Here is a 24,464-nt window from a genome sequence, read left to right on the forward strand (position 1 = left end):
CCCGCCCCCTCCGCCCCGCCCCCTCCGCTCACGCCAGCACCCGAGCCAGCGCGAACCCGTCGTACCCCTTGGCCCCCACCGTCTGGATCGCCGTACCGTCCAGCCGCGGATGCGCGCCGATGAGTTCGATGGCGGCGCGGCTGCCGCGGACGTCGGGTTCGCCGCTGTCGCCGTCGGCGACGCGGCCGCCGCGGACGACGTTGTCGATGACGATCAGGCTGCCCGCGCTGGTCAGCTTGAGGGCCCACTCCACGTAGTGCGCGTTGTTGGCCTTGTCGGCGTCGACGAACACCAGGTCGAAGGGGGGCGGGTTCTCGTCGGCGAGCTGGGGCAGCGACTCCAGCGCGGGGCCGACGCGCACCTCCACGATCCTGTCGAGGCCCGCGCGGGCGATGTTGCGGGTGGCGACCTCGGCGTGCCGGGCGCTGTACTCCAGCGAGATCAGCCGGCCGTCGGAGGGCAGGGCGCGGGCCAGCCAGATGGTGCTGTAGCCGCCGAGGGTGCCGATCTCGAGGACGGTCCGGGCGCCCTGGACGCGGGCCAGCAGGTGCAGGAGCTTGCCCTGGGTGGGGGTGACGCTGACGGGCGGCAGTCCGGCGGCCTCGCTGTCGCGCAGGGCCGCCTGGAGCGCCTCGTCGTCGGGGGAGAGGTGGCCGGTGAAGTACGCGTCGACGGCGTCCCAGGTCTGCGACTCGTTCATACGGTGTGTCTCCAGTATGCCTAATTAGAAATGCTAACTAGTCCCTCTAACGAGTGTAGGGGCAGGTGATCCGGAACGCTTCGAGTGGAAGCAACCCGGTCCCGGCCGCACTATCGTCTTCGGGACGAAGGAAGGTCGGACGTCAGGTGAAACGGGGATGGCCTGCGTCTCCCTCCGGGGGTGGTGCGAGCCTCATAGAGTTCGGGGGTTCGTGAAGGGATCGATCCCGTGCGCCGCGCGTGCGGGACGGACGGGGTGGGAGGGCCGACGAGGCGTGGCGAACGTGGAACACAGCGGGAGACCGCCGGAGCCGCTCGGAGCGACGGCTGTGGGCGCTGCCGGGGCACGGCTGCGGCTGGCCCGCGCGGGTCTGTGGCTGGTCGCCGCGGTCCTGGCCGTGCGGCAGATCGCCGTCGTCCTCAGCACGCCCCGTGGTGAGCGGCTGACCGATCTGGAGACCTGGGTCGGCCCCCATGGCGTCCTGCACGTCACCGGCTCGCTGTACGACTCCACCCGCTTCACCGGCACGCCCTTCGCGGGGCTCGTGCTCAAACCCCTCACCCGTTCGGCGGAACAGGCCCTCGGCTGGGGCTGGACCTTCGGCACGCTGCTGCTGGTCGCCGCGCTCGGCCTGGTCGCCGCCCGCGCGCTGCCGCAGCCGGTGAGCCGTCGCACCTCGCTGTTCGCGGCGCCCGTGGCGATCTGTCTGCTGATGCTGTCGCTGCCCGTGCGCAACGCGTTCTGGCTCGGCCAGACCAGCATCATCCCGGTGCTGCTCGTCCTCCTGGGCTGCTTCGCCGTGCGCGGTCAGCGGGCCAGCGGCGCGCTGATCGGGGTGGCCGCCGCGCTCCAGCCGACCGTGCTGCTCTTCGCGGCCCTGCTGTGGTTCACCGGACGGCGCCGGGCGGCCGCCTCGCTCGGTGCGACCTTCGCCGCCTGTACGGCGCTGGCGTGGGCGGTGCTCCCGCAGGACTCGTACACCTACTGGGTCCACCACCTGGCGGGTGTCGGTCTCGGCGGCCGGGCCGACGCGCTCGCCAACCAGTCCCTGCACGGGGCGCTGCTGCGGCTCGGGCTGTCGGGGCCGCTGGAGATCGCGCTCTTCCTGGTCCTCGGGGCGGGCGTCGCGGCGCTCGCGCTGCGCCGGGCCGTCCGCTACGCCCATGACGGCCAGCTCCTCCTCGCGGTCGCCGTCACCGGCTGTGCCGCGATCCTCGTCGCGCCCACGGCGTGGCAGCACCAGCTGCTGTGGGTGCTGCTCGCGGTGGTCGGCCGGGTCGGCAGACGGGCCGCCGACCGGCTCGTCTGGCCGGTCGCGGTCGTCCTGGTGATGACGCTGCCGGCGAAGATGCTGCTGCCGAACATGGCGGCGCTGTACCCGCTGCGCGACAACATCGTGCTGCTCGCCGCGCTGCTGGCCGCCACCACCGTGCCCTTCCTGCTGCGCACCTCCCCGTACTACCGCGACCCGATCCCCACCGAGTACGCCCCGCCGGTCCCCACCCGCTGGCGGCACATTCCCCTGCTGCCCTTCCTGCACCGCGTCCTGGCCCGTCCGAACCTCCTCCTGGAAGCGCTGCTCATACGGGTCACGTACGCCGCCTACTCCCAGGTCCGCCTCGCGGCCACGGGCGGCACCATCTCCGGGGGCCGGGAGCGGGCCGAGGCGCACGGTGAGCAGATCCTCGGCTGGGAACGCGCGATCGGCCTCGACATCGAGCACGCGGTCAACCACGCCGTGGTGAAGGTGGACTGGCTGCGCTCCTTCTTCGACTTCTACTACACGTCGTTCCACTTCGTGGTCCCGCTGACGGTCCTCGGCGTCCTGTACTGGCGGCGCCCCGTCGACTACCGCTGGGCCCGCTCGACGCTCGGCCTGACCACCCTGCTGGCCCTGATCGGCTTCTGGCTCTACCCGCTCGCCCCGCCCCGCCTGATGCCGAACCTCGGCATCATCGACACCGTCCACGGCGTGCAGGACTTCAGCAAGCCCGACTACGGCACCCTGACCGCCCTCACCAACCAGTACGCGGCGATGCCGTCGCTCCACTTCGGCTGGTCCCTGTGGTGCGGGGTGATCATCGCGGTCGTCGCCCCGAAGCTGTGGATGAAGGCCCTCGGCTTCCTCCATCCCTTCTTCACCTGCGCCGCGATCGTCGCCACCGGCAACCACTGGGTCCTCGACGCGGTGGGCGGCGCCCTGGCGGTCGGCGCGGGCTTCGCCCTGGCCTACGCCCTCCAGGGCCCCCGCGCCCGCCCCGCCCCCCGGGGCGGCGACGGCAGGAACGACGGCCCGGCATCGGCGTCGACGGAGGGCCGGTACGTGGCGGCGGAGTGAGGGGTGTGGGCGGAGGCGGCTCGTCCGGTTCGCTCCAGGTCGAGGTAAACGTGACCGATCGGTGACCGATCATGGCCGAGCCTGGGGTAAGCCCTTTCGTGTACGGCGCACTTTCGACGTCCGACGGGCCACCACAGGCCCTGACCTTCCTTGTCGTAAGGACGTCCCGCGACGCCCGCCCGCCGCGCGGGCCGGCTGCTGTGCTGGAGCCTGACCGCAGGCATGCTCACCGCCGCAGCCGACCTCCTGCTGACGCCGACCCCGTCCTGGTGGTCGAAGACCTGGCTTCTGCCCTGGTACGCCGCCTGCCTCGCGGCCCTCGGCTGGGCCTTGGCGCGGGCCCGTGAGAAGCGTGCGGCGCCGGGCGTGGTGGAGTGGGACCGGGCCGCCTGACCGGGAACCGCCGCGCACGCCAGTGGGCCGCGGCTCCCGTGTCGGTGAAGGCTAGAGCCGCTGGATGATCGTGCCGGTGGCCAGGCCGCCGCCCGCGCACATCGTGATCAGGGCGAACTCCTTGTCGGTGCGTTCCAGTTCGTGGAGGGCGGTGGTGACCAGGCGGGCTCCGGTGGCGCCCACCGGGTGGCCGAGGGCGATCGCGCCGCCGTTGACGTTGACCTTCTCCAGGTCCTGGTCGAAGACGCGGGCCCAGCTCAGTACGACGGAGGCGAAGGCCTCGTTGATCTCGACGAGGTCGATGTCCCGCAGGGACATGCCCGCCTTGCCGAGGACCGCGCGGGTGGCGTCGACGGGCCCGTCGAGGTGGAAGTGCGGGTCGGCGCCGACCAGGGCCTGGGCGACGATCCGTGCCCTGGGCCGCAGTTTGAGGGCGCGGGTCATGCGCTTGGAGGCCCACAGCAGCGCGGCGGAGCCGTCGGAGATCTGGGAGGAGTTGCCCGCGGTGTGGACCGCCGTCGGCATGATGGGCTTCAGGCCGGCCAGCGCCTCCGGTGAGGTGTCGCGCAGGCCCTCGTCGCGGTCGACCAGGCGCCACATGCCCTGACCCGCGTACTGCTCCTCCTCGGTGGTGGGGACCTGCACGGCGAAGGTCTCCCGTTTGAAGCGCTCCTCGGACCAGGCGTGCGCGGCGCGCCGCTGGGAGAGCAGTCCGAGGGCGTCGACGTTCTCCCGGGTGAGGCCGCGGTGCCGGGCGATGCGCTCGGCGGCCTGGAACTGGTTGGGCAGGTCGACGTTCCACTCGTCGGGGAAGGGCTTGCCGGGGCCGTGCTTGGAGCCGGAGCCCAGCGGGACCCGGGACATGGACTCCACGCCGCACGAGATGCCGACGTCGATGACGCCCGCCGCGATCATGTTGGCCACCATGTGGCCGGCCTGCTGGGAGGACCCGCACTGGCAGTCGACCGTCGTCGCGGCGGTCTCGTAGGGCAGGCCCATGGCGAGCCAGGCCGTGCGGGCGGGGTTCATGGACTGTTCGCCCGCGTGGGTCACGGTGCCGCCGACGATCTGCTCGACGCAGTCGGCGGGGATGCCGGTGCGGCCGAGGAGTTCGCGGTAGGTCTCGCCCAGGAGGTAGGCGGGGTGGAGGTTGGCGAGCGCGCCACCGCGCTTGCCGATGGGGGTGCGGACGGCTTCGACGATGACGGGTTCGGCGGCCATGGGGATGGTCCTCTCGTCAGAACCAGCGACTAGCGGTAACCGGCAGTAACTAGTACGTGTTCTAGTTCTGCCCTGCAGTCTGCTGACGCCGTGTCCGTTACCGCAAGGGTCTTGCAGTCTGCGGTGTCCCTCACTACCTTCACGGCAACTTCTGATGGACCGTCAGATGGCTGGAGTGAGCTGCCCATGCCCTGCCCGGCGCTGCCCGACGGATTCGACTTCACCGACCCCGACCTGCTCCACCACCGTGTGCCGCTGCCGGAGTTCGCGGAGCTGCGCCGGGCGGAACCGGTCCACTGGGTCCCGCAGCGCGCGGGCCTGGCCGGGTTCCAGGACGAGGGCTACTGGGCCGTCACCCGGCACGCCGACGTCCGGCACGTGTCCACCCACCCGGAGATCTTCTCCTCCACCCTCAACACCGCGATCATCCGCTTCAACGAGCACATCGAGCGCGACGCCATCGACGCCCAGCGGCTGATCCTGCTCAACATGGACCCGCCCGAGCACACCCGGGTGCGGCAGATCGTGCAACGGGTGTTCACCCCGCGCTCCATCCGGGCGCTGGAGGACCGGCTGCGCACGCGGGCGCACGCCATCGTGGAACGGGCCCGTGCCCAGGCCCGCCCGTTCGACTTCGTCACCGAGGTCGCCTGCGAACTGCCGCTCCAGGCCATCGCCGAGCTGATCGGGATACCGCAGGACGACCGGGCGAAGATCTTCGAGTGGTCGAACCGGATGATCGCCTACGACGATCCCGAGTACGCCATCACCGAGGAGGTCGGCCAGGAGTCCGCCACCGAACTGATCGCCTACGCCATGAACATGGCCGCCGACCGCAAGCGGTGCCCGGCGCGGGACATCGTGACCACGCTGGTGGCGGCGGAGGACGAGGGCAGCCTCGGCTCCGACGAGTTCGGGTTCTTCGTGCTGATGCTGGCCGTGGCGGGGAACGAGACCACCCGCAACGCCATCACCCACGGCATGCACGCCTTCCTCACCCACCCCGGACAGTGGGACCTCTACCGCAGGGAGCGCCCGGCGACCACGGCGGAGGAGATCGTGCGGTGGGCCACCCCCGTGGTCTCCTTCCAGCGCACCGCCACCCAGGACACCGAACTCGGCGGCAAGCGCATCGCCGAGGGCGACCGGGTCGGCCTCTTCTACGCCTCCGCCAACCACGACCCCGAGGTCTTCGACGACCCCGGCGCCTTCGACATCACCCGCGATCCCAACCCGCACCTCGGCTTCGGCGGCGGCGGACCGCACTACTGCCTCGGCAAGTCCCTGGCGGTGCTGGAGATCGACCTCATCTTCAACGCCCTCGCCGACGCGATGCCGGGCCTGGCCCTCGCCGGGGAGCCGCGGCGGCTGCGGTCGGCCTGGATCAACGGGGTGAAGGAGCTGCGGGTCAGTGCGTGACGCGTACGGGCAAGGGTGAAGGCGGCGGCCCGGGGATCGGGGGCCGCCGCCTTCGTATCAAGGGGTCGCGCGGTGCGCGGGTGCCGGTCAGTACCAGCCGTTGGCCTGCCAGAAGTCCCAGGCGCCGGCCGGGCTGCCGTAGCGGTCGTTCATGTAGTTCAGACCCCACTTGATCTGGGTCTTGGCGTTGGTCTTCCAGTCGGACCCGGCCGAGGCCATCTTCGAGCCCGGCAGGGCCTGGACCAGACCGTAGGCGCCGGACGACGGGTTGGTGGCGTCGACGTCCCAGCCGCTCTCGTGCTGGACGATCTTGCTGAACGCGTTGTACTGCGCGGAGTCCGGGATCATCTGCTTCGCGATCGCCTTGGCGTCGGCGGCCGAGGAGGTGGTCGCAGCGTGGGCCGGAGCCGCGGTCAGCGCCATACCGGCGGTGGCGGCGGCGACGGCGAGACCGGTGACGGCCTTCTTCGGGCTGGCGATGCGACGGATGAAGGTGGCGGGCACAGTGAACCTTTTCTTCGGGGACGTGGGAGTCGCGGGGCGTGCCGTGACCACGCGGTGCGTGGCGGGGACATGCGTCGGCGCCGGGTCCGTGTGGGCACCTCGGCGCCGTGCGACGTCATCCAGAGAAGCAGGCCGGACCGGGGTCCGCAATGACCCCTTTTACTAGTTGTGGTCGCATTCAAGCGAATCGCCCCGTGTGTGACGTGGCTCTCAAACCCCAGGTCAGCGCGAGTAATGTCGGGAGCATGCCGCTCCGGATCGGCTACTAGGGCCGATCGTTGGTGATCTGGGTCATGTGGGGTGGTTCACGCGGTGACTAACCGGCCGCGTACGAGTCCTCACCCAGCGGGTGCGTCGAATGTGACCGGGGTCTCGAAAGCGGCCCGCCGCGTCGCCCGGCGCAGCGCGCGCAGCACCGCCGGGCCGAGCGTGAGCGTCAGTACGACGGTGACGCAGGCGCGTCCCAGGTCCCAGCCCAGCGAGGTCGCCAGGCAGTAGGCGACGAAGCGGGCCAGGTTGGTGGCCACCCCGGCCTCGGCGTCGAAGGCGATGCTGGAGGCGTTGGTGTCCATGAAGGTCCAGCCCGCCAGGTTCATCACCGTGCCGTAGGCGAACGCGGCCAGGAAGCCGTAGGCCGCGAGCAGCGCCAGCTCCGCCCGGCCGCGCAGCCGGTCGGGGCCCGGCAGCAGACCCGCGCCCATCGTGAACCAGCCCATCGACAGCATCTGGAACGGCAGCCACGGCCCCACCCCGCCGGTGAGCAGCGCCGACGCGAACATCGTCACCGCGCCCAGCACGAAGCCGAAGCCGGGCCCCAGCACCCGGCCGCTCAGCACCATCAGGAAGAACATCGGCTCGATGCCCGCCGTCCCGGCGCCGATCGGCCGCAGCGCCGCCCCCGTCGCGGCCAGCACGCCGAGCATGGCGACCGCCTTGGGGCCGAGCCCCGACTCGGCGATGGTGGCCGCCACCACGGCGACCAGCAGCACCAGCAGGCCCGCGAAGAACCACGGCGCGTCCTTGGCGTGCGCCGCGACCTGGGACTCCGGCGGCACCAGGAACGGCCAGCCCACCGCCGCCACCCCGACCGCGCTGACCAGCACCAGCGCGGCCAGCGAACGCGGCCCCAGCCGCACGGCACGCGCCTGCCGCGCCGACGTGACCGGTGTGACCGGTGTGACCGGTGTCGCCCGTGTCATCGCAGCGCCTCCCTGACCTGCCCGACCGTGAGCCACCGCAGCGGCGCCAGGATCTTGGTGACCTGCGGGGCGAAGGACGGTGAGGAGACCACCACCTCCGCGGTCGGCCCGTCGGCGATCACCTCGCCCTCGGCGAGCAGCACCACCCGGTGCGCGATCTCCGCCGCCAGCTCCACGTCGTGCGTGGCCAGCACCAGCGCGTGCCCCTCGGCCGCCAGCTCGCGCACCACCTCGACCAGGCGGGCCTTCGCCGCGTAGTCCAGGCCCCGGGTCGGCTCGTCGAGGAGCAGCAGCGGCGGCCGGGCGGTGAGGACGACGGCCAGCGCGAGGGCGAGCCGCTGCCCCTCCGACAGGTCACGCGGGTGCGTGCCGTCGGTCACCCCGGGCAGCAGCCGCGTCACCAGCGCCCGGCAGGTCCCCGGCGCGGCGCCCGCGTCCTCGTCGGCCGCCCGGCACTCGGCGGCGACGGTGTCGGCGTACAGCAGATCGCGCGGCTCCTGCGGCACCAGGCCGACCCGGCGTACGAGGTCGGGGGGCGGCGTCCGGTGCGGGGTGACCCCGCCGACGCGCACCGTGCCGGAGGCCGGTTCGACCAGCCCCACCAGGGCGGACAGCAAGGTCGACTTGCCCGCGCCGTTGCGGCCCATCAGGGCGATCGTCTCCCCGGGCGCGACCTTCAGCCCGACCCCGCGCAGGGCGTCGATCCGTTCCCGGCGGACGGCGAGACCACGGACCTCCGCGATGGGCGCGCCGCCTTGGGCCGGGACGGCGCCGCCCGGGGTGCGCCTGCGCAGGGCACGGCGCAGGACGGAGGGGCGGCGGGCGGCGCGGGCGGCTACGGCGCCGCTGGGTCCGCCGCTGGGCACGCCCTCGCGGGGCGGGGTGTTTCCGCTGCGGTCCGGGCGGTCGTCGTGGCCGTGGGCGGGGCGCGCGTCCGCCGGGCGGGTGCCCTGGCCGGGACCGCCGGAGTTCCGGGGCGCGTCGTGGGTGTGGGCGGGGCGCTGCCCGGTGAGGCCGGGTGCGAAGCCTTCGGTGTTCGGGCGGTCGTAGCCCGGCTCCCTGCCCGCCAGCCGGTCGCGCAGCCCCGTCGCGCGGCGGCGGGCGTCGCGGACCGTCAGGGGGAGCGGGGACCAGCCCGCCAGGCGGCCCAGGTCCACCACCGGGGGGAAGACGGGGGAGACGGCCATCACGTCGGCCGGGGTGCCGAGGACCGGCGCGGCGCCCGGCGCGGGGAGCAGGACGACGTGGTCCGCGTACTGGACGACGCGTTCCAGCCGGTGCTCGGCCATCAGGACCGTCGTACCGAGGTCGTGGACGAGCCGCTGGAGCACGGCGAGGACCTCCTCGGCGGCGGCCGGGTCGAGGGCCGAGGTCGGCTCGTCGAGGACCAGCACCCGTGGGTGCGGGGTGAGCACCGAGCCGATGGCCACCCGCTGCCGCTGCCCCCCGGACAGCGTGGCGATCGGCCGGTCCCGCAGGTCGGCCAGGCCCAGCAGGTCGAGGGTCTCCTCCACCCGGCGCCGCATCACGTCCGGGGCGAGACCCAGCGACTCCATGCCGTAGGCGAGTTCCTCCTCCACGGTGTCCGTCACGAAGTGGGCCAGCGGATCCTGCCCGACCGTGCCGACCACGTCGGCGAGTTCGCGCGGCTTGTGGGTGCGGGTGTCGCGGCCCGCGACGGTGACCCGGCCGCGCAGGGTGCCGCCGGTGAAGTGCGGGACGAGACCGCTGACCGCGCCCAGCACGGTCGACTTGCCGACCCCGGAAGGGCCCACCAGCAGGACGAGTTCACCCTCGGGGACCGCGAAGTCGACGCCGCGGACGGTGGGTTCGGCGGCACCGTCGTAGGTGACGGTCACGTCCTCGAAGCGGATCACGACGGCTCCTTGCTGGCGGGCACCGCGTCCGGTGCGGGGGTGACGAAGGCCGGGAGCAGACCGAGCAGGACGGCCGCGGCGGGCCACAGCGGCAGTTCGGGGGTGACCAGCGGGACCACCCCGGGCCGCAGCGCCGCCGGGTCCCGGCTCACGGCCAGCGCCAGCAGCGCGGCGACGGCGGCGCCGGAACCGGCGACCAGCCACGCCCGCGCGCCCCACGGGTCCGGCCGGTACCGGGTGCGCGGGGTGCGCCTGCCGCCGAGCCACAGCCCGGCGAGCGCGGCGGCGACCCCGGCCAGCAGCACCGGCAGCCCGTAGCCGCCGCCCGCCGCGGTCAGTACGCCGTACAGTCCCGCGCACACCCCGAGCAGCCCGGTGAGCGTCAGCGCCGCCGTCGTACGGCGGACCGCGTCGGGGACGGCGGCGGTACGGCCGTATCCGCGGGCGTCCATCGCGGCGGCCAGGGCGACCGAGCGTTCCAGGGCGCCCTCCAGCACCGGCAGTCCGACCTGGAGCAGCCCCCGCACCCCGCGGTCCGGGCGGCCCCGCAGCCGCCGTGCCGCCCGCAGCCGCTGGACGTCCGCGATCAGGTTCGGCGCGAAGGTGAGGGCGACGACCACCGCGACGCCCGTCTCGTACAGCGCGCCCGGCAGTGACTTCAGCAGCCGGGTCGGGCTGGCCAGCGCGTTCGCGGCGCCGACGCAGATCAGCAGGGTGGCCAGGCTCAGCCCGTCGTACAGGGCGAACAGCACGCCCTCCGCGGTCACCCGGCCGCCCAGCCGGATGCCCTGCGCCCAGTCGGGGAGGGGGACTTCGGGGAGGGTGACCAGGACGTGCGTGCCGGGGATGGGGGAGCCGAGGACCACCGCGAACATCAGCCGGATCAGCAGCACCGCGAGCGCCAGCTTGACGAAGGCGCCGTAGGAGCGGGCCCACGGGGTGTGCGGGCGGCGGGCCGCGACGACGTACGCGGAGACGGCGACGAGCAGGGTGAGCAGCAGCGGGTTGGTGGTGCGGGTGGCCGCGGTGCCGAGGGAGAGGGACCACAGCCACCACGCGCCGGGGTGGACGGAGGTGCGGTCACGCACGGCGGCGGGCCTGCCATACGGCCGCCGCCGCGAGCACGGCCACGACACCCGCACCCGCGAGGAGGCCCAGCGACGGGCCGCCGCTCCCGCCGTCCTCGTCCCCCTCGCCGGAGTCCTGGGCCTCCGCCACCGCTACCTGCTCCCCACAGCCCCGCTCCGGATACCCCGCGATCGCGCACAGCAGCGCGTTGGTGTCGTACCGCAGCGGTTTCGCCACCACGGCGAGGGCCTCGGCGGTGCTGGCGTCCGGGGGGACGCTCGCGCAGGCGGTGCGCGCGGCGGGCGGGGTCTCGCCGGAAGGGGCGTCGGCGCGGGTGCCGAAGTCCAGCACGAGGGCGATCCGCTTGCGGCCGTCCCGCTGGGGCGTCGCGGCGCAGATCGTCGCGAAGTCCGCCGTGCCGCGCGGCCGGGTCGCGTCCGCGGAGTCCTCGCTCACGGCGAACCGGAACCCCTGGACGTCACCGTCGGACGGGCGGGCGGTGGACGGCCCCTGGGTGGCGTACGTCCACCGGTCGCCCTCGCGCTCCCAGAACGACCAGTAGCGGTAGCCCGCGGCGCCCGCCGGACCCGCCGCCGTCAGGGCGGCCAGCAGCGCGGCGAGCAGGAGCGCGGGCAGGGCGGCGGCACGGCGGCGGGACCTCACGGCTGCGACTGGCCCTTCTTGCGGCCGCTGAGCAGGAAGCCGATGCCGATACCGGCGACCAGGAAGACACCGACCGTCCACAGCACGCCGAAGCCGGAGTCGTCGTCCTTGTCGGTTTCCCCAGTCTCTTCGGCAGCCACGTCCTCCGCGTCCGACTCGGGCGCCGGACCGGTCGCGTTGAGACGCTTCACCAGGTCGTCGCCGCTGCCGTCGAAGTCCCGTACGTCGAACCCGGCCGCGTCGGCGGCGAGGATCAGCTGCGCGTAGGCGGCGGGGCCGGACTGCTTGGCCCAGCCCTGGTAGTGCTCGCCGAGCCAGCGCATCGCGTCGGCGGCCTCGGCGCCGTGCCCGGCGGTGGCGAGGGCGAGGACGGCGTCGGCGGTGTTGCCGTAGTCGGGCTGGTCCTCGGCGCCCGGCAGGGCGGACATCAGGTGGCCGTCCTTCGCGAGGGCGTCGGCGAGGTGGGCGGCGCCGTTGTGGGCGGCCTGCTCGGGGCCGGTGGCCTTCGCGCAGGCGAGGTCGGCGTCGGTGGCCTTCGGGGAGGCGCCGGTCAGGCCCTTGCCGAGGGCGCCGATGACGGCCGCGGCGGTGGCGTCGTCGTTGGCGGCGAGCTTGCCCTTCTCGTCGGGCTGGTAGGCGAAGGCACCGCCGCCGTCCTGCCCGCAGGGTATGGAGAGGTCCAGCAGGGCGTCGTACGGCGACTTGCCGCCCTTGCGCACCTCGCCGGGCTTCTCGCCCACGGCGGCGAGCGCGCCGATGACGACGGAGGTGGAGTTGGCGTCGCTGGGGCCGCCGGGGGTGTAGCCCCAGCCGCCGTCCTCGTTCTGGGCGGACTTCAGCCAGTCGACGGCCTTGGCTGTCACGGCGTCGTGCCCGCCGAGCGCCGCGAGGGCCTGGACGGCGGCGGCCGTGTTGTTGGTGTCGACGGCGGTCTTGGCGTCGCAGGCGGCGCCCGGGTCGGCGCGGAAGGGCGCGAACGCGCCGCTGTCGCACTGCTGCCCCGTCAGCCAGTCGACGGCCGCCGCGGCGGGGGTGACGCCCACGGTGTCCTGGGCGAGCAGCGCCAGCGACTGCCGCCAGACGCCGTCGTAGGCGGGGTCGTTGGTGCCGTAGAGGGCGGCGGGCAGGGAGGCGGACGGCGACGGGTCGGCGGCGTGGGCGGCCGGGGTCGCGGCGGCGCCGATCACGGCGACGGCGGCCAGGGCCGCTGCGCTGCGGCGGATGTTCATGATCGGCGGGGGCCTCTCTGTGCTGCTCGGGCAGCCGGGCAGCAGGGGGCACCCCCGGCGGCTCGGCTCCGTATGCCTCGACGGTGCCGCGCACCGGCGGGCTGCCGGTGCGCCTGAGCCGGTCACGTTGCCGTACGGGGCATTCCGGCTCACCACCGGTGCGGTGGTTCACGGTTGCGGGTCAGCGCCGGAATTGCACCGGCTTCCCCCCGTACGGTGTGATGACGACCGGCCCATGCTACCGGGCCGTAAGCCCGCCTCCGAGGGCGAGGGGCCGCCTATACGGCGACGTACGTCACCGGCTCGCTCCCCGCGACCGCCTCGGCGCGCCCCCGCTTCACCAGGTGCCGCAGATGGGCCTCGGCCTCCGCGACGGCGATCGTGCGGGAGGGGTGGGGGAGTTGGGGCCAGGGACGGTTCCAGGTCATGCGGGTGGCGAGCTGCCAGGGGGTGAGCGGGGTGGTGAGCAGCGCGAGCAGGTCGGTGAGGCGGTGCTCGTGGTGGTCGAGGAGGTCCCGGACGCGTTCCGGGGCGCCGGTGAAGGGGCGCTGGTGGGCGGGGAGGATCTCGGCGGGGGCGAGGCGGGCGACGCGTTCGAGGGAGCCGAGGTAGTCGCCGAGGGGGTCGGTGACGGTGGTGTCGTCGGGGTCCTCGTAGAGGCCGATGTGCGGGGTGATCTCCGGCAGCAGGTGGTCGCCGGAGAAGAGGCGCCCGTGGCCGGGGAGCCGTCCCGGGTGCTCCTCCTCCAGGTGCAGACAGACGTGGCCGGGGGTGTGTCCCGGCGTCCAGACGGCGCGCAGGCGGCGGCCGGGGAGGGGCAGGAGTTCGCCGGGGGTGATGTCCCGGTCGGGCAGCGCGGGGGCGAGGCCGGGGAGGGTGCGCGGGGTGCGGGCGGTGCGCAGGGGGGTGACGTGGTCGTCCGGGGCTCCGGCGGCGGTGAGCTTGGCGGCCATGTAGGAGAGCCAGCGTTCGGGGCGGGCGGCACGGGTGCGGCGTACGACGGCGGCGTCCGCCTCGTGCATGGCGAGCCACGCCCCCGACGCCTCCCGCACCCGGCCGGACAGCCCGTGGTGGTCGGGGTGGTGGTGGGTGATGACCACGCCGTGGATCTCGTCCGGCGCGGTGCCGCAGGCGGCCAGGCCTTCGGTGAGGGCGTCCCAGGAGGCGGGGTCGTCCCAGCCGGTGTCGATCAGGACGGGGCCGCGGTCGGTGTCGACGACGTGGACGAGGGTGTGGCCGAGGGGGTTGTCCGGGATGGGGACCTTCAGGGACCGTACGCCGCCGCCGTGGTCGTGCGCTTGCGCCATGGGCTCCCCAATCGCCGTGTCGCGTGGGCGTGACCGCCCCTGTCGCGTGGGCGGGTCCGTCCGGTCACTATAACTAGAACACGTTCCCGCCGGGGGTGCGCGAGCCGTGGACTGTGCCGGGCGGAGCTGCTATCAGTGCCAGTGACCGATAAATCTGATGGGCCGTCAGGGGTGGGCTGCGCATGACCCAGGTCACGGAGCACGGACAGCTGTTCATCGGCGGGGAGTTGACCGACCCCCTGGGCGAGGACGTCATCGAGGTGGTCTCCCCGCACACCGAGGAGGTCATCGGCCGGGTCCCGCACGCGTCGGCGGCGGACGTGGACCGGGCGGTCGCGGCGGCGCGCCGGGCGTTCGACGAGGGACCGTGGCCGCGGCTGCGCCTCGAGGAGCGGATCGCGGTCGTCACCCGGATCAAGGACGGCATCGCCGCCCGGCACGAGGAGATCGCCCGCGTGATCTCGTCCGAGAACGGGTCGCCGTACTCCTGGAGCGTCCTCGCGCAGGCGCTGGGCGCGATGATGGTGTGGGACGCGGCGATCACGGTCGCCCGTGACTACGTGTACGAGGAGGGACGGGACGGAGTCCTCGGCCGCATCCTCGTCCGCCGTGAACCGGTCGGGGTGGTCGCGGCGGTCGTCCCCTGGAACGTGCCGCAGTTCGTGGCGGCGGCCAAGCTCGCCCCGGCGCTGCTCACCGGCTGCACGGTCGTGCTGAAGCCGTCCCCCGAGTCACCCCTGGACGCCTACCTCCTCGGCGAGATCGCGCGGGAGGCGGGGCTGCCCGAGGGCGTGCTGTCCATCCTCCCGGCGGACCGCGAGGTCAGCGAGTACCTGGTCGGGCACCCCGGCGTCGACAAGGTCTCCTTCACCGGCTCGGTGGCGGCCGGGAAGCGGGTCATGGAGGTGGCCGCGCGGAACCTGACCCGGGTGACGCTGGAACTGGGCGGCAAGTCGGCGGCGGTGGTGCTGCCGGACGCGGACGTCGAGGCGACGGTGGCGGGCGTGGTCCCGGCGGCGTGGATGAACAACGGCCAGGCGTGCGTCGCGCAGACGCGCATCCTGCTCCCGCGCTCCCGCTACGACGAGTTCGCCGACGCCTTCGTCGCGGCGGCGGGTGCGCTGGTCGTGGGCGACCCGCTGGACCCGGCGACACAGGTGGGCCCGCTGGTCGCGCGGCGCCAGCAGCAGCGCAGCCTCGACTACATCCGCATCGGCCAGGAGGAGGGCGCCAAGATCCTCACCGGCGGCGGGCGCCCGCCGGGCCTGGAGCGGGGCTGGTACGTGGAGCCCACCCTCTTCGGCGGCGTCGACAACGCCATGCGGATCGCCCGCGAGGAGATCTTCGGCCCGGTGATCTGCCTGCTGCCCTACGGCGACGAGGCCGAGGCCGTGCGGATCGCCAACGACTCCGAGTACGGGCTGAGCGGCAGCGTGTGGACGGCCGACACCGGGCGCGGCATCGAGGTCGCCCGGCGGGTCCGCACCGGCACCTACTCCGTCAACACCTTCAGCCTCGACATGCTCGGCCCGTTCGGCGGCTACAAGAACAGCGGCCTCGGCCGGGAGTTCGGGCCCGAGGGGTACGGCGCCTACGTCGAGCACAAGATGATCCACCTGCCCGCCGGGTACACCGGGGCGGCCGGGTGATGGGCGACCGCTGGCGGGTGGCGGTCGACCGCTCCCTGTGCATCGGCTCCGCCCAGTGCGTCCACCACGCCCCGCGCGCCTTCCGCCTCGACACCGGCCGCCAGTCCCGACCCGTCGACCCGGTCGCCGACGCGGCCGAGGAGATCCTCACGGCGGCGGAGAACTGTCCGGTGGAGGCCATCACCATCGAACTGCTGGGCAGCGGGGAGGCGGTTTTCCCGCCGGAGGACTAGCGAACGGCAGGCCGACCGATTTATCCTATTTACCAGGTCTACGAGACGAGTGAGGGAGTTCGACCGGAGTAGCCGACTCTGGCGTGAGACCAAAGCAGTACGGGTTTCCGCTGGTGCCGACGTCGACGGTCGGGCTGAGAGGCCGGAAGGACGTACGACCGAGAGGTGTACGCCCGGAAGGCGACCCCCAGCAACCTGATCCGGACAATACCGGCGAAGGGAACCCGCCTCGTAGGCCGTTCACGTGTGTGCGAGGGCTCCGTCAGGTCGATGCGGGCGGCTCCGTCAGGTCGATCAGCCGGCACACCATCTCGATGTCGATCCTGACCTGCGCGATCGAGGCGCGGCCGGAGAGCCAGGTGGTCAGCGCCGAGTGCCAGGTGTGCTCGATGACGCGGACGGCGGAGAGCTGCTCGGGGGTGGGCGGGGCGGTCAGGCCCATCGCCTCCAGGATGATCGCCGTGGTCTGGCGGGAGACCTGGTCGACCTCCGGGCTCACACTGCGGTCGGCGAAGGTCAGCGCCCTGACCATCGCGTCGGCCAGGTGCGGCTCGCGCTGGAGGGCGCGGAAGGCGCGCATCAGGGTCTCCGCGACCCGCTCGGCCGCCGTCTCGCCCGCCGGGGGCTTCTTGCGCAGGGTGCCGTGCATGTGGTCGAGCTGGTCCTGCATGGTCGCGACCAGCAGGTGGATCTTGGAGGGGAAGTAGCGGTACAGCGTGCCCAGCGCCACCTGGGAGGACTCCGCGACCTCCCGCATCTGCACCGCGTCGAACCCGCCCCGGCTGGCCAGCTGCGCGCACGCGCGCAGGATGCGGCGCCGCCGGGCCGCCTGCCGCTCGGTGAGCGGCGGCCCGTCCAGGCGCGCGCCGCCCGCATCCACCTTGGCCACCTTCTCCACCTTGCCCACTCTGTCCGCCTTGCCGGGTGCGTCAGGGGTCGCGGCCGTGGCGCGAATCACCTGATCCACTGGTTACAGCACCCCTACCTGCCGGTAGATTCGGAGGCTCCGAACGATCAAGTCTGAAACTTGTTCTAGGTTAGCGTCCCGGCGTAGTCTCGCGGGACAGTGCAGGCAGAAGGGGGCCCAGAGTGACCGCTGAGGCCAGTCAGGCGGGTCCCCGTCAGGATCTCGCCGCCGACGGCTTGCGACCGCTCCGCATCGCACTCCTCACCTACAAGGGAAACCCGTTCTGCGGCGGCCAGGGCGTCTACGTCCGCCATCTCTCCCGCGAACTGGTCCGCCTCGGCCACCAGGTCGAGGTCATCGGCGCCCAGCCGTACCCCGTCCTCGACGAGGGCCACGACGGACTGAGCCTCACCGAACTCCCCAGCCTCGACCTCTACCGCCAGCCCGACCCGTTCCGCACCCCGGGCCGCGGCGAGTACCGCGACTGGATCGACGCGCTGGAAGTCGGCACGATGTGGACCGGGGGCTTCCCCGAGCCCCTCACCTTCTCGCTGCGCGCCCGCCGCCATCTGCGGGCCCGCCGCGGCGACTTCGACGTCGTCCACGACAACCAGACCCTCGGCTACGGCCTGCTGGGCGACATCGGCGCCCCGCTGGTCACCACCGTCCACCACCCCATCACCGTGGACCGGCAGTTGGAACTGGACGCCGCCACGAGCCGCAGACGGCGGTGGTCGGTGCGGCGCTGGTACGCCTTCACCCGGATGCAGAAGCGCGTCGCCCGTCGGCTGCCCTCCGTGCTCACCGTCTCCGGCACCTCCCGCACCGAGATCGTCGAACACCTCGGCGTCCGTGAGGACCGCGTCCACGTCGTCCACATCGGCGCCGACACCGACCTGTTCTCGCCCGACCCTTCGGTGCCGCAGGTGCCCGGCCGGATCGTCACCACCTCCAGCGCCGACGTACCGCTCAAGGGCCTGGTCTTCCTCGTCGAGGCGCTGGCGAAGGTCCGCACCGAGCACCCCGAAGCCCACCTCGTCGTCGTCGGCAAGAAGCCCGAGAAGGGCCCGGTCGCCAGGACCATCGAGCGCTACGGCCTCGAAGGCGCCGTCGACTTCGTCAAGGGCATCTCCGACGCCGAACTCGTCGACCTGGTGCGCTCCGCGCAGATCGCCTGCGTGCCGTCCCTGTACGAGGGCTTCTCCCTCCCCGCCGCCGAGGCCATGGCCACCGGCACACCGCTGCTCGCCACGACCGGCGGCGCCATCCCGGAGGTCGCCGGACCCGACGGCGAGACCTGCCTCGCGGCGCCCCCCGGCGACGCGGGCGCCCTGGCCGCCGGGCTGAGCCGCCTCCTCGGCGACCCCGGCCTGCGCACCCGCCTCGGTGCGGCGGGCCGTGCCCGCGTGCTGCGCCACTTCACCTGGGCCCGCGCGGCGGAGGGCACGGTCGCCCACTACCGCGAGGCCATCGCCCGGGCAACGGCCACCCCGACCGCTCCTGCCGGAGCGACGTCCACCGGGACCCTCACCTCCGCGGGCGCGACCCACGCGGAGGCGACGGCCGCCCCCGGCGAGGCCACCGCCCCCGCCGTGTCGTCCACCCCCACCGCTTCCCCCCGTGTCACCGGCGTCTATCCCGAAAGCAGGGCCTCGTGCTGACCGTCGACTTCTCCCGGTTCCCGCTTGCCCCGGGGGACCGTGTCCTGGACCTCGGCTGTGGAGCGGGGCGGCACGCGTTCGAGTGCTACCGGCGCGGCGCGCACGTCGTGGCGCTGGACCAGAACGGCGAGGAGATCCGCGAGGTCGCCAAGTGGTTCGCGGCGATGAAGGAGGCCGGTGAGGCGCCCGCCGGGGCCACCGCCACCGCCATGGAGGGCGACGCGCTCGCGCTGCCCTTCCCCGACGAGTCCTTCGACGTCGTCATCATCTCCGAGGTGATGGAGCACATCCCCGACGACAAGGGCGTCCTCGCCGAGATGGTCCGGGTGCTCAAGCCGGGCGGCCGCATCGCCGTCACCGTGCCCCGGTACGGCCCCGAGAAGGTCTGCTGGACCCTCTCCGACGCCTACCACGAGGTCGAGGGCGGGCACATCCGCATCTACCGGGCCGACGAGCTGCTGGCGAAGATGCGCGAGGCGGGCCTCAGGCCCTACGGCACCCACCACGCCCACGCCCTGCACTCCCCGTACTGGTGGCTCAAGTGCGCGTTCGGCGTCGACAACGACAAGGCGCTGCCGGTGCGGGCGTACCACAAGCTGCTGGTCTGGGACATCATGAAGAAGCCCCTGGCCACCCGGGTCGCCGAGCAGGCGCTCAACCCGCTGATCGGCAAGAGCTTCGTCGCCTACGCGACCAAGCCGCACCTGCCGCGGGTGCCCGAGGCGGACGCCAAGTGACCACCCCCCGCACCGACCACCTCGTCCTGCCCGGCGTGCTCACCGCCGACGAGGCCGCCGCGACCGTACGCGGACTGCTCGCGGTGCAGCGCGCGGACGGCGCCATACCGTGGTTCCGGGGGCACCACCTCGACCCCTGGGACCACACCGAGGCCGCCATGGCCCTGGACGCGGCCGGTGAGCACGAGGCCGCCGAGCGGGCCTACGAGTGGCTGCGCCGCCACCAGAACGCCGACGGCTCCTGGTACGCCGCCTACGCCGACGGGGACCCGGACGCCGTCACCGACCGGGGGCGCGAGACCAACTTCGTCGCCTATGTCGCCGTGGGCGTCTGGCACCACTACCTCGCCACCGGCGACGACGCCTTCCTGGACCGCATGTGGCCCACCGTCCACGCGGCCGTCGAGTTCGTGCTCGCCCTCCAGCAGCCGGACGGCCGGATCGGCTGGCGGCGCGAGGACGACGGCACCGCGACCGCCGACGCCCTGCTGACCGGCTGCTCCTCCGTCCACCACGCCCTGCGCTGCGCCCTCGCCATCGCCGAGCAGCGTGAAGAGGCCCAGCCCGACTGGGAGTTGGCGCTCGGCACGCTGCGGCACGCGATCCGGCGGCACCCGGAGCGGTTCCTCGACAAGTCCCGCTACTCCATGGACTGGTACTACCCCGTCCTCGGCGGCGCGCTGACGGGCGCCGAGGCGAAGGCGCGGCTCGAGGAGGGCTGGGACCGTTTCGTCGTGCCCGGCGCCGGGGTGCGCTGCGTGGTCCCCAACCCGTGGGTGACCGGCGGCGAGTCGGCCGAACTCGCCCTCACCCTGTGGGCGGTGGGCGAGTCCGACCGCGCGCTGGAGATCCTCCAGTCCATCCAGCACCTGCGGGACGCGGAGTCCGGCCTGTACTGGACGGGCCTCGTCTTCGACGACCGGGTGATCTGGCCCGAGGAGCTGACGTCCTGGACGGCGGGGTCGCTGCTGCTCGCCGTGGCCGCGCTCGGCGGCGACGAGGCCACCTGCGCGGTCTTCGGCGGCGACCACCTGCCGCGCGGACTGGACGACGTGGAGACGGACTGCTGCTGACCGCCGCGGGGCGGCGGCCCGGTCAGTGCCTGCGGTACATCCGGCCCGCGACCGCGTGGCCGATGAACAGGTAGACCACCGCTGCCAGGCCGTAGCCGCACACCACCCGCGCCCACTCCTCGTCGAAGGTGAACAGGTCGTGCGACCAGCCCGCGAGCCAGCGGGCGGCGTCGTGGACGAACTGCACGAAGCCGTTCGCGCGGTTGGCGTCCAGCAGGTACATCAGGATCCACAGGCCGAGAATCAGGGCCATGACATCGGCCACGATCGCGATGACCCGGCCTGCCTGCGGTGAACCGGTGCGATAAGGGGACATGCCCTCCGGGTAGCCCACGGCCGCCCGACGAAACCCGGCGGCCCGGCCGTCCGCCGTTCTCCCGCGCTCCGAACGGGGCCAACTCCTCCGTCAGTTGGCGTTCGGCGTGGTCGCCGCTGATCCTGCCCTGCGCCGGGTCCCGGCTCAGAGGGCGAGTTCGGCGAGCACCCGCAGGGAGTGCGGGTCGGGCGACACGGCCAGCAGGTCCGTCACCGGTCCCGCCCGCCACTCCGCCAGCCGCTCCGCGACACGCTCGCGCGGCCCGACGAGGGAGATCTCGTCCGCGAAGGCGTCCGGCACGGCACGCACCGCGTCCTCCCGCCGTCCCGCGAGGAACAGCTCCCGCACCCGCCCGGCCTCCTCCTCGTACCCCATCCGGGCCATGAGGTCGGCGTGGAAGTTCCGCCTGGCGTGCCCCATGCCGCCGATGTAGAAGCCGAGCATCGCCTTCACCGGCCACAGCCCCTCGGCGACGTCGGCGCACACCTTCACCCGGGCCATGGGCGCGACGAGGAACCCCTCGGGCGCCTCCGCGAGCGCCTTCGCGTACATCCCGGACCGCCGCGGCGACCAGTACAGCGGCAGCCACCCGTCGGCGATCCGGGCGGTCTGCGCGATGTTCTTCGGCCCCTCGGCGCCGAGCAGCACGGGCAGTTCGGACCGGAGGGGATGGGTGATGGGCTTCAGCGCCTTCCCGAGCCCGGAGGCGTCGTCGTTCCGGTACGGCAGTGCGTGGTACCGCCCGTCGAGCGTGACCGGCGCCGCACGCCGCAGCACCTGCCGTACGACGTCGACGTACTCCCGGGTCGCGGTCAGCGGCGACTTGGGGAACGGCCGCCCGTACCAGCCCTCCACCACCTGCGGCCCCGACAGTCCGAGGCCGAGCAGCATCCGCCCGCCGGAGAGGTGGTCGAGGGTGAGGGCGTGCATGGCGGTGGTGGTCGGTGACCGGGCCGCCATCTGCGCCACCGCAGTCCCCAGTCTGATCGTGGAGGTGTGGGCGGCGATCCAGGTGAGCGGTGTGAACGCGTCGGAGCCCCAGGACTCGGCCGTCCACACGGAGTCGTAGCCGAGCCGCTCGGCCTCCCGCGCCAGCGCGAGGTGACCGGGATCGGGGCCACGGCCCCAGTAACCGAGCGCGAGCCCCAGCCGCATGGCGCCTCCTGACGGTCCGTCAATCATGGTGGGCCGGGCGACTGTACGCCAACGGCCCCCCACCCGGAAGGGCGAGGGGCCGTACGTCCGTCGGCGACCGCTGGGGTCAGCCGCGCTGGATACCGCTGGTGTCCTGGAGGACACCCCGGCGGCCGTCCTGCGTCTGGGCGACCAGGGCCGGACCGCGCTGCTCGACGGCCAGGTACCAGGTGCCCGGCGCCAGTTCGGCGATGGTGGTCTGGGAACCGTCCTCCGCGAACAGCGGACGCGGCACCGGCACGGCGAACCAGAACGGCGAGAAGTCGCTCGCGGGCGCCTGCGGCGCGGGAGCCCCCGGCTGGCCGCCGAACGGCTGCCCGGGCTGACCCGGCTGACCCGGACCCGGCTGGCCGGGGCCCGGCTGGCCGCCGTACGGCTGCTGCGGCTGCTGGGCGCCCGGGTAGCCGTAACCACCGGACGGCTGACCGCCGTAGGGCTGCGGGGTGGCCGGACGCGGGGCGCCGAGGAGGGCGGCCTTCAGCGCCGGGACCAGCGGGGTGGCGACCGCCACCACGGCCATGACCAGGGTGGCGATCAGCGCCAGGATCAGGCCGGTGCCCGCGTCGGGGCCGTCCCCGCCGCCCTCGAAGTTGTCGGCGCCACCCGCCGGGTCGAAGATGTTGCCGAGCGCGCTCCACGCGGCGAACACCGTGAGGGCGATGCCGAACTGCGCCATGTCGAGCCCCGCGACCTTCGGCGCCTGCGGCAGTCCCCGGGCGACGACGATGAGCGCGGCGCCGATGATCCCCGCGAGCACGACCCCGAGCAGGACCGGCCCGCTGCTCCAGAGGCTGGGAACGTCCAGGCTGTCGGGGGCCCCGTCGATCGAGTAGAGATCGAGGAACGACGCGATGAACAGCAATACCGCTGCTCCGATCACCACGCCGTCGCCTCTAGTGAGGGAGCGGATATTCACTTCAGGTCCTTCGTCAGTCGTCTCGTCGTCAGGTGGAGGCGTCGCTGACACCATGTCGCCGTGCGGCCGTGGTGTGAAGCGCGGGGGTGGCCCCACATCGTAGGGCCGACACTATCGTCCGCCCCTGGAGCCTGTCCGCCGGGATCAGCGCGCTGATCATCACCCGCGCAGGAAACTCACGATTCCCTCAGAGATCCCTTGCGCCGCCTTCTGCCGCCAGGCCCCGCTGGTCAGCAGCGCCGCGTCCTTGGTATCGCGCATGTTGCCGCACTCGATGAACACCTTGGGAACCGTTGACAGATTGAGACCGCCGAGATCGCCGCGCGTGACCAGACCGGTGCCGTTCCCGACGTAGTTGGAGGGCGCGCTGCCGGTGACGCGCACGAAGCTGCCCGCGATGCGCTCACCCAGCTCCCGGGACGGCGCGACGATGTCCCGGGTGTCCGCGGCGCCCTGGCTCACCGCCGCCGGGAGGATCACATGGAACCCGCGGTTCCCGGCCCCCGACCCGTCCGCGTGCACCGACACCACCGCGTCCGCCTTCGCCGCGTTCCCGATCCGCGCCCGCTCGTCGATGCACGGCCCGAACGCCCGGTCCTCGTCCTGCGTCAACTCGACGGTGGCGCCCTGCGCCTGGAGCAGCTCCCGCAACCGCCGGGAGACGTCCAGCGTGAACCGTGCCTCGATGTAACCGTCGTTGGTGGACGTCCCGGTGGTGTCGCACTCCTTGCGCCCGGTGCCGATGTCCACCGTGCGGTTGATCTCGGAGGTGTGCTGGAAGTTGCCGGGGTTGTGGCCCGGGTCGATGACGACGACCTTGCCGCTGAGGGGACCGGAGGCGGGAGAGGTGGCGGACGCCTCGGGGCCCGGGACCTTCCGGTCGTCGGAGGGCGAGGGAGCGGAGGGCGAGGGAGCGGCGGGGGAGGAGGCGGCACGCGAGGTCGCCTCCGCGGGCGTCCGCACGGCCGACGACGACACCGCCGCACCGCCCGCACCCCCGGACCCGCCCACCGCCTCGTACACCACCCACCCGAGCAGCGCCCCCGGCACCAGCGCCGCGACCGCCACGGTCAGCGGTCGGCGCAGCCGGGAGCGGCGGGTGTGGGGCGGTTCGAAGCCGGGGCCGGTGTAGGACACGGCGAACACCTTACGGGCCCGCAGGGCCGGGAGGGCTCAGCGGGCAGGTGAGCGCGCACCCGCCCCCCGTTCAGATCCCGGCCCCCGTCCGCTGCAGCACCCGCAGGGACCCCGTCGCCGAGACCTCGGTGAAGGCGCCGGAGGCCAGGGCGCGGAGGTAGACGCGGTACGGGGCCTGGCCGGTGAACTCGTCGGCGGGGTGGGGGAAGACGTCGTGGATGACGAGGAGGCCGCCGTCGGCGATGTGCGGGGCCCAGCCCTCGTAGTCGGCGGTGGCGTGTTCGTCGGTGTGGCCGCCGTCGATGAAGACGAGGGCGAGGGGGCTGCCCCAGATCCGCGCCACCTGGGGGGAGCGGCCGACCAGGGCGACGACGTGCTCCTCCAGGCCCGCCCGGTGCAGGGTGCGGCGGAAGGTGGGCAGGGTGTCCATCAGGCCGGTCTCGGGGTCAACGGTGGAGGGGTCGTGGTACTCCCAGCCGGGCTGCTGCTCCTCGCTGCCGCGGTGGTGGTCGACCGTGAGCGCGGTCACGTCGGCGGCGCGGGCCGCGTCCGCGAGCAGGACGGTGGAGCGGCCGCAGTAGGTGCCGACCTCCAGCAGCGGCAGCCCGAGCCGTGCCGCCTCCCCGGCCGCCGCGTACAGCGCGAGTCCCTCGTCCACGGGCATGAAGCCCTTCGCCGCCTCGAACGCGGCGAGGATCTCGGGCTTGGGTGCCGCGGTCATGG

Annotated in this window: 23 protein-coding genes and 1 riboswitch; of the genes, 8 read left to right on the forward strand and 15 right to left on the reverse strand. The window is 73.4% G+C overall.

Annotation, left to right across the window (positions count from 1 at the left end):
* Window positions 1–28 precede the first annotated feature (28 nt).
* A complete protein-coding gene (locus KBY47_RS32010) occupies window positions 29–700 on the reverse strand; it encodes an O-methyltransferase (RefSeq protein ID WP_210927403.1) in 672 nt (223 codons plus the stop codon).
* A 274-nt stretch (window positions 701–974) separates the two neighbouring features.
* Here KBY47_RS32010 and KBY47_RS32015 point away from each other — a divergent pair, with 274 nt between their 5' ends.
* On the forward strand, window positions 975–3,038 hold the full coding sequence (locus tag KBY47_RS32015) for a bifunctional glycosyltransferase 87/phosphatase PAP2 family protein (RefSeq protein WP_210927405.1): 2,064 nt from the start codon (window positions 975–977) through the stop codon (window positions 3,036–3,038).
* 222 nt (window positions 3,039–3,260) lie between these two features.
* Window positions 3,261–3,431: a hypothetical protein gene (locus tag KBY47_RS32020; RefSeq protein ID WP_247695559.1), complete on the forward strand. Its 171-nt coding sequence runs from the start codon at window positions 3,261–3,263 to the stop codon at window positions 3,429–3,431.
* 51 nt (window positions 3,432–3,482) lie between these two features.
* On the opposite strand, the gene KBY47_RS32025 is transcribed toward KBY47_RS32020, so the two are convergent.
* A complete protein-coding gene (locus KBY47_RS32025) occupies window positions 3,483–4,652 on the reverse strand; it encodes a steroid 3-ketoacyl-CoA thiolase (RefSeq protein ID WP_210927408.1) in 1,170 nt (389 codons plus the stop codon).
* Between the two features lie 186 nt (window positions 4,653–4,838).
* On the opposite strand from KBY47_RS32025, the gene KBY47_RS32030 reads away from it, so the two are divergent.
* Window positions 4,839–6,071: a cytochrome P450 gene (locus KBY47_RS32030; protein WP_210927410.1), complete on the forward strand. Its 1,233-nt coding sequence runs from the start codon at window positions 4,839–4,841 to the stop codon at window positions 6,069–6,071.
* 87 nt (window positions 6,072–6,158) lie between these two features.
* Here KBY47_RS32030 and KBY47_RS32035 read toward each other — a convergent pair whose 3' ends face one another.
* The 7 genes from KBY47_RS32035 to KBY47_RS32065 form a co-directional block, all read right to left on the reverse strand.
* Window positions 6,159–6,575 carry a transglycosylase SLT domain-containing protein gene (locus KBY47_RS32035; protein ID WP_210927411.1) on the reverse strand — a complete coding sequence of 139 codons (417 nt, stop codon included), beginning with the start codon at window positions 6,573–6,575 and terminating at the stop codon, window positions 6,159–6,161.
* 338 nt (window positions 6,576–6,913) lie between these two features.
* A complete protein-coding gene (locus KBY47_RS32040) occupies window positions 6,914–7,774 on the reverse strand; it encodes an ECF transporter S component (protein ID WP_210927412.1) in 861 nt (286 codons plus the stop codon).
* On the reverse strand, window positions 7,771–9,651 hold the full coding sequence (locus KBY47_RS32045; RefSeq protein ID WP_210927413.1) for an ABC transporter ATP-binding protein: 1,881 nt from the start codon (window positions 9,649–9,651) through the stop codon (window positions 7,771–7,773). Before KBY47_RS32045 ends, KBY47_RS32040 begins: the two co-directional genes overlap by 4 nt.
* Window positions 9,648–10,739: a CbiQ family ECF transporter T component gene (locus KBY47_RS32050; RefSeq protein WP_308405368.1), complete on the reverse strand. Its 1,092-nt coding sequence runs from the start codon at window positions 10,737–10,739 to the stop codon at window positions 9,648–9,650. Before KBY47_RS32050 ends, KBY47_RS32045 begins: the two co-directional genes overlap by 4 nt.
* Window positions 10,732–11,382, reverse strand: coding sequence for an SCO2322 family protein (locus KBY47_RS32055; protein ID WP_210927416.1), 651 nt, complete (start codon window positions 11,380–11,382; stop codon window positions 10,732–10,734). Before KBY47_RS32055 ends, KBY47_RS32050 begins: the two co-directional genes overlap by 8 nt.
* Complete coding sequence (locus KBY47_RS32060) at window positions 11,379–12,611, reverse strand: prenyltransferase/squalene oxidase repeat-containing protein (RefSeq protein ID WP_210927417.1); 1,233 nt, start codon at window positions 12,609–12,611, stop codon at window positions 11,379–11,381. Before KBY47_RS32060 ends, KBY47_RS32055 begins: the two co-directional genes overlap by 4 nt.
* 137 nt (window positions 12,612–12,748) lie before the next feature.
* A riboswitch (cobalamin riboswitch) is annotated at window positions 12,749–12,820 on the reverse strand.
* A gap of 69 nt (window positions 12,821–12,889) precedes the next feature.
* Entirely contained in the window at window positions 12,890–13,918 is a 1,029-nt protein-coding gene (locus tag KBY47_RS32065; protein WP_210927418.1) for an MBL fold metallo-hydrolase, read from the reverse strand.
* Window positions 13,919–14,100: 182 nt separating this feature from the next.
* Here KBY47_RS32065 and KBY47_RS32070 point away from each other — a divergent pair, with 182 nt between their 5' ends.
* The gene (locus KBY47_RS32070; protein WP_210927419.1) at window positions 14,101–15,567 is read left to right on the forward strand and encodes an aldehyde dehydrogenase; all 1,467 of its coding nucleotides are present in this window, start codon (window positions 14,101–14,103) and stop codon (window positions 15,565–15,567) included.
* Complete coding sequence (locus KBY47_RS32075; protein ID WP_210927420.1) at window positions 15,567–15,800, forward strand: ferredoxin; 234 nt, start codon at window positions 15,567–15,569, stop codon at window positions 15,798–15,800. Before KBY47_RS32070 ends, KBY47_RS32075 begins: the two co-directional genes overlap by 1 nt.
* A 262-nt stretch (window positions 15,801–16,062) precedes the next feature.
* Here the strand turns inward: KBY47_RS32075 and KBY47_RS32080 are convergent, their stop codons facing one another.
* Window positions 16,063–16,680: a TetR family transcriptional regulator gene (locus KBY47_RS32080; RefSeq protein ID WP_308405370.1), complete on the reverse strand. Its 618-nt coding sequence runs from the start codon at window positions 16,678–16,680 to the stop codon at window positions 16,063–16,065.
* Between the two features lie 209 nt (window positions 16,681–16,889).
* Here KBY47_RS32080 and KBY47_RS32085 point away from each other — a divergent pair, with 209 nt between their 5' ends.
* Genes KBY47_RS32085 through KBY47_RS32095 form a run of 3 tightly spaced genes read left to right on the forward strand, consistent with a single transcriptional unit; the run spans window position 16,890 to window position 20,178 of the window.
* Entirely contained in the window at window positions 16,890–18,368 is a 1,479-nt protein-coding gene (locus tag KBY47_RS32085; RefSeq protein WP_210927427.1) for a glycosyltransferase family 4 protein, read from the forward strand.
* On the forward strand, window positions 18,362–19,105 hold the full coding sequence (locus KBY47_RS32090) for a class I SAM-dependent methyltransferase (protein ID WP_210927429.1): 744 nt from the start codon (window positions 18,362–18,364) through the stop codon (window positions 19,103–19,105). Before KBY47_RS32085 ends, KBY47_RS32090 begins: the two co-directional genes overlap by 7 nt.
* Entirely contained in the window at window positions 19,102–20,178 is a 1,077-nt protein-coding gene (locus KBY47_RS32095) for a prenyltransferase/squalene oxidase repeat-containing protein (protein WP_210927431.1), read from the forward strand. Before KBY47_RS32090 ends, KBY47_RS32095 begins: the two co-directional genes overlap by 4 nt.
* Before the next feature lie 22 nt (window positions 20,179–20,200).
* Here the strand turns inward: KBY47_RS32095 and KBY47_RS32100 are convergent, their stop codons facing one another.
* The 5 genes from KBY47_RS32100 to KBY47_RS32120 form a co-directional block, all read right to left on the reverse strand.
* Complete coding sequence (locus KBY47_RS32100) at window positions 20,201–20,494, reverse strand: hypothetical protein (RefSeq protein WP_210927433.1); 294 nt, start codon at window positions 20,492–20,494, stop codon at window positions 20,201–20,203.
* A gap of 144 nt (window positions 20,495–20,638) precedes the next feature.
* Window positions 20,639–21,649 carry an LLM class F420-dependent oxidoreductase gene (locus tag KBY47_RS32105; protein WP_210927435.1) on the reverse strand — a complete coding sequence of 337 codons (1,011 nt, stop codon included), beginning with the start codon at window positions 21,647–21,649 and terminating at the stop codon, window positions 20,639–20,641.
* Between the two features lie 106 nt (window positions 21,650–21,755).
* A complete protein-coding gene (locus KBY47_RS32110) occupies window positions 21,756–22,604 on the reverse strand; it encodes a DUF5336 domain-containing protein (RefSeq protein WP_210927437.1) in 849 nt (282 codons plus the stop codon).
* A gap of 159 nt (window positions 22,605–22,763) precedes the next feature.
* Window positions 22,764–23,741 carry an N-acetylmuramoyl-L-alanine amidase gene (locus KBY47_RS32115; RefSeq protein WP_210927439.1) on the reverse strand — a complete coding sequence of 326 codons (978 nt, stop codon included), beginning with the start codon at window positions 23,739–23,741 and terminating at the stop codon, window positions 22,764–22,766.
* Window positions 23,742–23,811: 70 nt separating this feature from the next.
* Window positions 23,812–24,462, reverse strand: a complete 651-nt coding sequence (locus KBY47_RS32120) for a class I SAM-dependent methyltransferase (RefSeq protein WP_210927442.1) — start codon at window positions 24,460–24,462, stop codon at window positions 23,812–23,814.
* Between the last annotated feature and the right edge of the window lie 2 nt (window positions 24,463–24,464).

The organism is Streptomyces sp. B93 (assembly GCF_018070565.1).
Lineage (GTDB): Bacteria > Actinomycetota > Actinomycetes > Streptomycetales > Streptomycetaceae > Streptomyces.